The sequence below is a fragment of the Synechococcus sp. R55.2 genome (assembly GCF_047462075.1).
In the GTDB taxonomy this organism is placed as follows: domain Bacteria; phylum Cyanobacteriota; class Cyanobacteriia; order Thermostichales; family Thermostichaceae; genus Thermostichus.
This window is the reverse complement of record NZ_JANSIH010000150.1, coordinates 19,987-28,954: the sequence shown is the minus strand read 5'-3', so window position 1 is coordinate 28,954 and position 8,968 is coordinate 19,987. Positions and strand designations below refer to the sequence as shown.

The following is an 8,968-nucleotide window of genomic DNA, read 5'->3' as shown; positions in this document are numbered from 1 at the left end:
TACTCAAAGCTTTGCGGGATACCGCCATTCTGTTTGGAAACAAACAGAATGCTATCGCTGCATAGTTGAACAGTGATGTTCAGCAGTGTTCAGCGTAAATGTATCAGTTATGGGGATGTCCCAGCTCACCGCAGCAGAGCTGCCCCCCAGCCAAATAGCCCATCCACCAACAGGGTATTCAGCACTGCTCCCGCAAATGCCCAATGGTGCAAGCGGCGGGATCCCTGGACTCTCCACAATCCAACACCCAGCAACAGAAGGCCCAAGCCGATGCCCCAACCCAGGCCCCAGGGGGTAGCCATTTTGTCGAGGGCCGCCCTAAAAGGGACAACCGCCTGCTCCAACCGGTCAAACTGCATCGCCTGCCGCCACTCAGGCAGCAGCCCCACCGAGTGAATGTAGAGATCTGTAACCGCCGTACCCCACAGGGAGCCGAGATAAAACCAGGTACCGATGCGGGCAAACCGTCGCCGTGTCCCCCACCAGACAATCGGGATCCCCAAGGCTTCCATGGGCATGTGCCAAAGAGGCTCAAAGCGCAGCCATCCCCAATACAGGGATCCTGCCAGCCAAGTCAGGGTAAAGCCGTACAGCAAATCTCCCCACAGGCGGGTACGGGGCTGGGAGTAGAGATGCAAGCTAAGGCCCAGCCAGCCCAAAGACATCACCAAGCTGACCCAAGGGGCATACCGCACCAGGGGCGCTTGCACAAAAACGGGCAGACTCACGAGCAGAGCTGCCACTCCCCCAATGGCATGGTGGGATCGAAAACGCCTTTGAGCCGAGAGAGGGCGGGGATCCAGCCCGGCCAAACGCTCAGAGGACAGCAGAGGCTCATCTTGGAGAGGGGGTAAAAAAGGTGTAGAAGACAAAATGCAATATTAAAAACCTTTACATCAGTTAACATAGCACCTTCTTTGCCCTTCCCTCTTCTCCCCAGCAGGAGCGGGGAAGCCTTGGGGGCCTGGCATTCTCTCTCCAGAGATGTCAGGGTGGGAAGGAGGTGCTGGCCGGAGGAAACTGTATGGACTTGTTGTTGGCAGGAGACATCGGGGGCACCAAAACCAGCCTCAGCCTTGTCAATGCCGAGGATCCCGAGCACAGCCTTTACCACTGCCGCTATGCCAGCCAAGATTACGCCAACCTCGCCCCAATGGTGGGAGAGTTTCTGGCCCAGGCTCGGCGGGAGCTGGGGCGAGATCCACAGCCTGCTGCCGCCTGTTTTGCAGTGGCCGGCCCCGTCATGGAAACAAGGGGCTCAGGGTCTGAGGGACAGACTGCCAAAGTGACCAACTTGCCCTGGGATCTGCAGTCGAGCCAATTGGCCGCAGAGCTGGGGATCCCGCGCGTAGCCTTGATCAACGACTTCAGCGCTGTGGGGTATGGCGTGCTTGCCCTCGGCGACCAGGATCTGGACACCTTGCAAGTGGGTGAGCGTCAACCGCGGGCTCCGATTGGCGTGATGGGAGCAGGCACGGGTTTGGGGCAGGCTTACCTTACCTGGGGAGAAGGGGGTTACCAAGTTCATGCCAGCGAGGGAGGACACGTGGATTTTTCCCCGCGCACCCCTCTGGAGTGGGAGCTCTTGAGGTATTTGCAAAAACGGCACGGACGTGTCTCCACCGAGCGGGTGGTCTCAGGGCAGGGGATCGTTGCCATTTATCAATTTTTGCGGGATAGCCAGTGGGGCTCAGGAGAAGAACAGCTGCTGGCCCAAATTGAGGCTTGGGAAAAGGGAGCTAAGCATATTGACCCGGCAGCCCAAATTGCCAATGCTGCCATGGAAGCACGGGATCCTCTGGCGGTGGAGTGTCTGCGGCTTTTCATCAGCCTGTACGGGGCTGCAGTCGGGAACTTTGCCCTACACCTATTGCCGCGCGGGGGCCTGTTCATCGCTGGGGGGATCGCGCCCAAGCTCTTGCGCCTACTGCATCAAGGGGAGTTTTTGTCCTCGTTTTTGGATAAGGGGCGGATGCGTCCTCTTCTGGAGCAACTGTCGGTGCAGGTGGTGGTGAATGCGCAGGTGGGGCTGAGGGGAGCTGCTCGCTACGCCGCCAACCTTTTGTGAAGGAGCAGCCGCTGCTGTTGAGGTTGCCACCCCTGGAACACCCCATCCAGCAGGTGATGGCAGCGACCCCAACGGATGCTGGAATCGTGCTGGAAAATCTCGCCCAGCCGTCCTTTGCCCCAGACTCCATCTTGAGCCAGCAGATGGGGCAAGATGGGATTGCGCCTTTGCTGGGCTGGATTGGCAGACCCCACACCGGAAAGCACTCTGCCTGTGGCTCCGCCATCCAACTGACAATGATCGCCACCACGCAGAGGGACTTTATAGAAACTTCATGGTTGATCCGATGAATCCAATCTTTTGGGCTTTGGGCATAGCTGTGCTGCTGGCCGTGGGCTTGGCAGCCTATCTGTTGACTGCTCGCAAATACGAGTCTCCCGCCTCTGTGGCCAAGTCTTACGACGAGTGGACTCGGGATGGGATCCTAGAGTTTTACTGGGGCGAACACATTCACCTAGGCCACTACGGCTCTCCTCCCCAACGAAAAAATTTTCTGCAGGCCAAGCACGACTTTGTCCACGAGATGGTGCGCTGGGGGGGGTTGGATCGACTGCCTGCAGGGACAACCGTGTTGGATGTGGGCTGCGGCATTGGTGGGAGCTGCCGCATCTTGGCCCGCGACTACGGCTTTGTTGTAACCGGTATCACCATCAGTCCTCAGCAGGTGAAGCGGGCCCAGGAGCTCACCCCCCCTGATCTGCCTGTCCAGTTTCAGGTGGCAGATGCCCTCGACCTGCCCTTCCCCGATGCCAGCTTCGATGTGGTGTGGTCCATTGAGGCAGGGCCTCACATGCCGGACAAGGCCCGCTATGCCCAAGAGATGCTGCGGGTGTTGAAGCCAGGGGGAATCCTGGTGGTGGCGGACTGGAACCAGCGGGACGACCGGCAAAAGCCCCTGAACTTTTGGGAGCGGCTGGTGATGCGGCAACTGTTGGATCAATGGTCACACCCTTCCTTCTCCAGCATCGAAGGCTTTGCCGAGCAGTTGGAGGCTACTGGCCTGGTGGCGGGACGGGTAGAAACCGCCGACTGGACTCAGGAGACCCTTCCCTCTTGGCTGGATTCCATCTGGCAGGGTGTTGTCCGCCCTGAGGGCTTTCTCAGGTTTGGCTTGGTCGGCTTGGTGAAGTCCTTGCGGGAGGTACCCACCTTTTTGCTGATGCGGCTGGCTTTCGGCACAGGGCTGTGTCGCTTTGGCATGTTCCGAGCGGTGCGGGCAGCTTGTGCTCACAGCCCCAGCTCGGACTTAGCCTGTTGGGCGGCCAGGAGCACCTCCGCATCCTCAGCCTGAGACCAGTCAGGATCGGCAATTTCGGCGTAGAACCGCTGGTCGTAGGGGCGGGTTTGCACCACCACCGGCATGGGCACGGCATGGCCCAGAATTAGGGCTTGCTGTTTGGAGTCCAACTTGGCCAGCACCGTTTTCAAGTTCTGGCTGCCCGCCACCCCTGTGAACACCGCCTCGATATCTTGGTCGTCGTTGAGGAGTGCCGTAATGCGAGTGCCCAACTGCGACATCACTTCGCTATCGATGCTGGAAGGGCGTTGATCCACCACCAGCAGCGTGACAAAGTACTTGCGCATCTCGCGGGCAATGGTGCCGAAGATGGTCTGCTTGGCCGCCCGCGGATTTAGAAAGCGGTGGGCCTCCTCGATGGTGATGCACAGTTGACGGGGCCGGTCGAGGGGATTTTTGGATTGCAAGTACCGCTCCGTCTGGTGCACGTAGGCCTGGTGAATGCGGCGGGTGATGACGTTGGCCGCCAACATGTAGGAGAGCAGGTTGGACTGGGATCCAAACTCGATAACCACGTGAATGCCGCGGCTGAGGGCATCCAAAATCTGGCCGATGTAGTTGTGGGGCAGGGTGCTGCGGATGTACTTGAGGTTGTCAAGGCGGGTGAGCTTGCGCTGCAGGGCCATCATCGAGGCTTTGTTGCCCATTTTCTGTTCGCAAAACTCTTGAATCTCGGTGTTGGAAAGGCTCAAGAGGCGGCTGATCCAGTCGCGGCCAAACTCGTTGCGCAGGATAATGGCGTTTTCCAGGCTGGCTTCCGATAGGTTCAGCTCCTCTGCCAACAGGGCCAGATCCTCCACCTCGATCTGGTTGTAGGCGATGAAGAGCTCCTGCGCATCCCGCACCCCTCGCCGCCGGGTGGAATCGGGATCCAGGGTATAGATCTGTACCTGACCGGGAAAGAGCTGCCGCAAGCCCTTGACGGTGCTGGCGTGTTTGTCTTCGCTGGCCGCCTCCCAGCCGTACTCGGAGTGCATGTCAAAGATCAAGTTCACCGCTGCCCGTTTGCGGATGATGCCGGCCAGGATCAGGCGGGCTAGAAAGGACTTGCCGGTGCCCGATTTGCCGAAAATGCCGTTGCTGCGCTCCACCCAGCGATCCAAGTCCAAACAGATGGGCACAGCCATGTCGAGGGGCTGGCCGATAGCAAAGTTGCGCCGCTCCGGGTCGTCTTCCCAGCCGAAGACGGTGCGAAAGTCCAGTTCCCGTGCCTCATACACTTGCGAAAAATGGGCGGGCACTGTTTTCACGGGCAGCAGCTCCATGGCGCCAGCGGAAGGGGGTTCTTGGCCGAGGGGAGCTGCCAACGCTTCTGGCCGTTCGGGATTGACCAGGGGATACAGCCTTTCCCCTTCCGTTTGCCGCGGCACCAACATCAGCATCGGGGTGAGGGCAATAATGCCGTAGGTGCCGGTACCTGCCAGCACCTCCTGCAGCAAGGTCTCTTCCGGGCGGGGGGGATTGACCAGAATTTGGGAGTTGCTGGTTTCTAGGGTAACGTCAGTAAGCAGGCCAAAGAAGCGGTTGCGCTGCCCCTGGATCACCACGAATTTGCCCACCCGCAAGTCTTCTACCGAGACACCGGGATTGAGGCGAGCTTCCAGCCCTCGACTCAGGGATCCCTGAATCACGGTAGCCAAAGGTTGAGGAGGGGTCATGGCAGTGGGGGTTGGGTTCCAGATGCCTTATTCAGTTGCCCATCTGTAAGCGGGCGCTGGTGCGGGAGGCGCCATCCTGCACAATCCAGGTGCGGACGATCTCCACTTCCTCCGGCGTCCAAAAGCCCAGACGGGACAGGGGCAGCCCGCGGGCCTGAATGTAAGCAATCTCTGGGGAGTCGCCGCGAGCTTGGGGGCGGTTGGGGTTAATGGCGTTGAGGATGTAGGCGTGGCGGCTCGTCCACCGGGGATTGATCAACTCGCTATTGGGATCCCCGGGCCTGACATAGGCCATCGTGGCCTCATAACTGTCCAGCAACTGGGTGCGCTGCCGTCCTGCCGGCTGATGGCAACCCACACAACTGGCTTCTAGCAGCGGTTTGACATCCCGTTCGTAGGTAAATTGCGGTTCGGTGCGAAAACTCAGCTGAATGGCCTGCTCGAGGGGCAGCCCCTCTTGGGGAGAAAGCGTGAGGGTGTAACGGGTGCTAAAGCGCAAGGGATCCCGAGGCTTAAGCAACAACTCGTCTCCCTGCACATCAAAAATAACCGCTGCCGGCGGATCCAACTGAACCGCCAGACGTTGTAGATTGGGATCCAGTGGCCGATTGAATTGCAGCCGAATGACTCCATCCACAAAAACATCCTGCTGTTCGGGGGTAGGCTGGGAAGACACCCACTCCAAAAATGCCTGACTTTGAGAAGCATTCGACTGAGGCCAAACTTGCCGATGAGACTCGATGACAAAGAACGCTGCTGCCAACAACAACAGCCCCGCCCAAGTTCGCCACCGCCGCCAATGGCGAAAGACATTTTGTACGGTCGGAGTGTTCATTGCCGCAGACCCAATTTAACTGTTGTCAGAATAGCGAACTTACCCACACTTCAGCCATTGATGAGGTACAAACTGCCAGGGATCCCCAGCGGATCATGAGGATCCCTTGTTCTGAAAAGTAGAAAGACAATGAGCACTGGAGCGAAGGGAAGAGGTCGCTGCTCCCAAGCCCCTAGAGGCCGAAAGGAATACCAAAGGCTTTACCCAAGCTGAGATGAACTCACCAGCAGGGAAAAGCATCCAGGGAGACAGCAAATCAGTTGACCCGCTCCAGCTTGATGTTATGGTGGCCCAGCTTGATCTCGAACTCATCTCCGGGCTTGAGGCCCATCTTCTTGGTGTAGGCAGCTCCAATCAGGAGGTTGCCATTCTTATGAACCGAAACCCGGAAGGTAGGAGCGCGGCCACGGGATCCATTTTCGTCACTAGCGCCGAGATCCACGCCAACGGCCTTCAACAGGGCGTTGTTAAACTGCATCAGATTCACTCGCTCCTGACCATTCTTGGTGTAGGTGACATAACCACAGGCGCGAGCTTTTTCCTTGCGATCCGCATTTCCCATTGAAGTTACCTTGTCGAGGAGCTCTTGGCCAGTGAGTGGTTTTGGTTTACTGGTTGTAGCCATATCGAGATGGTTTTAGGGACAACTGTTAGTGTAGCCAGAAACAAACAGCGATTGCAATAGAGTTTGATCCAACTCTTCTTAATTAGAGGGAATGAGTGAGCGACTGCAATGGGATCTGAGGGCTGGTTGCGCAAAACAGCAGTGGGGAATTCCCTCTGAAGGCCAGAACCTATGGGGGAGACTTTGGCTGAAATGGGGAATGATAGGCTCTCAGGCCCTATTCTCGACAGGGTCAAAAGTATCTTTGGGCGAGGGATCCCCGCTTTGCCGCCGGAATTGAGCAAAAGCAGGGAAACTGGAAACAAGGCTGTTTGCGTGTCACTCAATATGGATCCCTTTTGGTCAGGGCGGCGTCTCCTCATTGGGGTGAGTGGGGGGATTGCTGCCTACAAAACGGCAGCTTTGGTGTCTGCTCTGGCGCAGCAGGGAGCAGAGATCAAGGTGGTTTTGACAAAAGCTGCGGAACATTTTATTTCTCCTTTGGCTTTTGCCACCTTGTCTCGCCAACCGGCTTTCACCGATGCCGCCTTTTGGCAAGCAACACGAGGACGACCGCTGCACATCGAGTTGGGGGAATGGGCGGAGGCTCTCCTCATTGCACCCTTGTCGGCCAACACCTTGGGCAAGTTGGCTCATGGGCTGGCGGATAACTTGCTCACCAATGTGGTTTTGGCTTCCCGGTGTCCGGTGGCGGTGGCACCGGCTATGAATACGCAGATGTGGAAGGCAGAGAAGGTAGCCGAGAATTGGCAGCGGCTACACCAGGATCCCCGTTTTTGGGCCTTGCCGACGGCCAGTGGCCGCCTGGCCTGTGATGCGGTGGGGGAAGGGCGCATGTTGGAGCCGGAGGCCCTGCAGGAGTATGTGCGGGCTTTGCTCTGGACAGCGGGGAAAAAAGATTGGCAAGGCAAGCGGGTGTTGGTGACGGCGGGGGGGACACGGGAGCCCATCGACGCGGTGCGTTTTATCGGCAACCCGGCCAGTGGTCGGATGGGAGTGGCGCTGGCGGTGGCGGCAGCCTGCCGGGGGGCGACAGTGACGCTGGTCCATGGGCCGTTGGGGATCCCCTTTGATCCAGCGCCCTTCGCCATTCGGGCCATTCCGGTGGAGACGGCAGCCCAACTGGAGGCGGCTTTGCAGGCGGAATTTCCCCAGGCGGATCTCTTGTGGATGGCTGCTGCTGTGGGGGATGTGCGCCCCTCTCAGGTTTACGCGGGGAAGCTGCCCAAAGCCGATCTACCCCAGATGTTGCCGTTGGAGCCGATCCCTGACCTGGTGGCAGCCCTGGCCCGCAACAAACGCCCTGGCCAGCGCCTCATCGGCTTTGCCGCCCAAAGTGGGGATCCCTTGCCACCGGCCAGAGAGAAGCTCCGCCAGAAGGGCCTGGATGCTATTGTGGCCAACCCCATCGACCAACCGGATAGCGGCTTTGGCAGCAGCCACAACCAAGGCTATTGGATCCCCCAGCAGGGAAACCCAGAACGGATCCCATTGGCGACCAAGTCAACCCTGGCCCACCGACTGCTGGATCTGGCCCTGCACTTGGAGTTGGGCTGACTTCGACACCAAGACTAACGATCTTGCCAAAGATCAGGTACCTTTGAGGCTAAGCGCAGAGGGATCCCATGGCGATCATCGTCCTGAAAGCCTGGTATTTGGATTCGGTGTTGTCTGCTTCTCAAGTCCAACAGAGGGCCCCCGACCTGCGCCTAAGCCGTACCGGCCTCTTGAAAACGGCGATGCGGGCCGACTTTCTCGACGATGTGGAGCAGGTGAAGGCTTCCGTATGGTGGCAGCGCTACCTGGAAGGAGAGCTGGTGGAGTTTTACATCGAAGGCAGCGGCGCCTACAGCATCTCCAACCTCGATTTAATTAGCCGCGAGATCTACTTTAATAAGCGGGCCACTCTGAACATGACCGAGCCCGTCATCTACTTCTGCGGCCAATCGGATTACCCCAACTCCAGCGCCACTCTGTACCGGGCATTGCAAGCCGTGGTGGAGGCTCTCAATCGCGACCACAGACCGGTCGTGCCCCTGCAGCTGCAGGGATCCCTTCCCGCTGAGGCTGAGACCCCGCTCATCGATGCGGCCTTGATTCGCAAGCTCAAGCACGCGCTGCTGGTGGTGGCCGATGTGACCCCTGTGCAGGTGAATGGCCGGGGGCGTCCCCTGCCCAGCCCCCAGGTCTGTCTGGAGTTGGGCTATGCCCTGCAATCGAAGCGCCCCGAACAATTGCTGCTGGTACAACTCCCCCGCGACGGCATCGAGGGATCCTTTCCCTTTGAGGTAGAGGGCAGCAGTTTTTTGAAAATCGCCGATCCCCAGCATCTGTCCGATCAATTGGGAGCCGAGATCGCCCGGCAGTTGCAGCGCAACCGGGTTATCTCCCTCTAGCCAGCAGCACCTATCCAACCTCCCCTCGCAGCCGTTAGACTCTTGGAGATGGTCACTCCTGGCCATGGGGGATCTGGCTCCCCGAAACC

At 58.7% G+C, this 8,968-nt stretch carries 9 protein-coding genes; 4 read left to right on the top strand and 5 right to left on the bottom strand.

All coding sequences use genetic code 11. The features are described from left to right. Positions 1–125: 125 nt before the first annotated feature. On the bottom strand, positions 126–872 hold the full coding sequence (locus NW838_RS05515) for a DUF3120 domain-containing protein (protein ID WP_414329009.1): 747 nt from the start codon (positions 870–872) through the stop codon (positions 126–128). Positions 873–1,024: 152 nt separating this feature from the next. On the opposite strand from NW838_RS05515, the gene NW838_RS05510 reads away from it, so the two are divergent. Further along, a complete protein-coding gene (locus tag NW838_RS05510) occupies positions 1,025–2,068 on the top strand; it encodes a glucokinase (protein WP_011432607.1) in 1,044 nt (347 codons plus the stop codon). Here NW838_RS05510 and NW838_RS05505 read toward each other — a convergent pair. Beyond that, on the bottom strand, positions 2,047–2,262 hold the full coding sequence (locus NW838_RS05505) for a hypothetical protein (protein WP_414355485.1): 216 nt from the start codon (positions 2,260–2,262) through the stop codon (positions 2,047–2,049). The two genes, NW838_RS05510 and NW838_RS05505, sit on opposite strands and share 22 nt — an antisense overlap. A 92-nt stretch (positions 2,263–2,354) precedes the next feature. On the opposite strand from NW838_RS05505, the gene NW838_RS05500 reads away from it, so the two are divergent. Continuing rightward, a complete protein-coding gene (locus tag NW838_RS05500; protein WP_414381150.1) occupies positions 2,355–3,359 on the top strand; it encodes a methyltransferase domain-containing protein in 1,005 nt (334 codons plus the stop codon). On the opposite strand, the gene NW838_RS05495 is transcribed toward NW838_RS05500, so the two are convergent. From NW838_RS05495 to NW838_RS05485, 3 genes are all read right to left on the bottom strand, one after another. Continuing rightward, positions 3,296–5,023, bottom strand: coding sequence for a helicase HerA domain-containing protein (locus NW838_RS05495; protein ID WP_414427657.1), 1,728 nt, complete (start codon positions 5,021–5,023; stop codon positions 3,296–3,298). The genes NW838_RS05500 and NW838_RS05495 overlap by 64 nt on opposite strands. A gap of 31 nt (positions 5,024–5,054) precedes the next feature. After that, on the bottom strand, positions 5,055–5,858 hold the full coding sequence (locus NW838_RS05490) for an Ig-like domain-containing protein (protein WP_414427656.1): 804 nt from the start codon (positions 5,856–5,858) through the stop codon (positions 5,055–5,057). A gap of 256 nt (positions 5,859–6,114) precedes the next feature. Continuing rightward, positions 6,115–6,483 carry an AbrB family transcriptional regulator gene (locus NW838_RS05485; RefSeq protein ID WP_011432615.1) on the bottom strand — a complete coding sequence of 123 codons (369 nt, stop codon included), beginning with the start codon at positions 6,481–6,483 and terminating at the stop codon, positions 6,115–6,117. Positions 6,484–6,810: 327 nt separating this feature from the next. Here NW838_RS05485 and coaBC point away from each other — a divergent pair, with 327 nt between their 5' ends. Together coaBC and NW838_RS05475 are read left to right on the top strand one after the other, a co-directional pair. Then, entirely contained in the window at positions 6,811–8,040 is a 1,230-nt protein-coding gene (gene coaBC, locus NW838_RS05480) for a bifunctional phosphopantothenoylcysteine decarboxylase/phosphopantothenate--cysteine ligase CoaBC (protein ID WP_414427660.1), read from the top strand. A gap of 68 nt (positions 8,041–8,108) precedes the next feature. Further along, a complete protein-coding gene (locus tag NW838_RS05475; RefSeq protein WP_414355482.1) occupies positions 8,109–8,879 on the top strand; it encodes a hypothetical protein in 771 nt (256 codons plus the stop codon). The last annotated feature ends 89 nt before the right edge of the window (positions 8,880–8,968 follow it).

Coding starts and splice junctions, on each gene's coding strand:
- NW838_RS05485 (WP_011432615.1), bottom strand. CDS start 6,483: ATGGCTACAACCAGTAAACCAAAACCACTCACTGGCCAAGAGCTCCTC.
- NW838_RS05490 (WP_414427656.1), bottom strand. CDS start 5,858: ATGAACACTCCGACCGTACAAAATGTCTTTCGCCATTGGCGGCGGTGG.
- NW838_RS05475 (WP_414355482.1), top strand. CDS start 8,109: ATGGCGATCATCGTCCTGAAAGCCTGGTATTTGGATTCGGTGTTGTCT.
- NW838_RS05495 (WP_414427657.1), bottom strand. CDS start 5,023: ATGACCCCTCCTCAACCTTTGGCTACCGTGATTCAGGGATCCCTGAGT.
- coaBC (WP_414427660.1), top strand. CDS start 6,811: ATGGATCCCTTTTGGTCAGGGCGGCGTCTCCTCATTGGGGTGAGTGGG.
- NW838_RS05500 (WP_414381150.1), top strand. CDS start 2,355: ATGAATCCAATCTTTTGGGCTTTGGGCATAGCTGTGCTGCTGGCCGTG.
- NW838_RS05510 (WP_011432607.1), top strand. CDS start 1,025: ATGGACTTGTTGTTGGCAGGAGACATCGGGGGCACCAAAACCAGCCTC.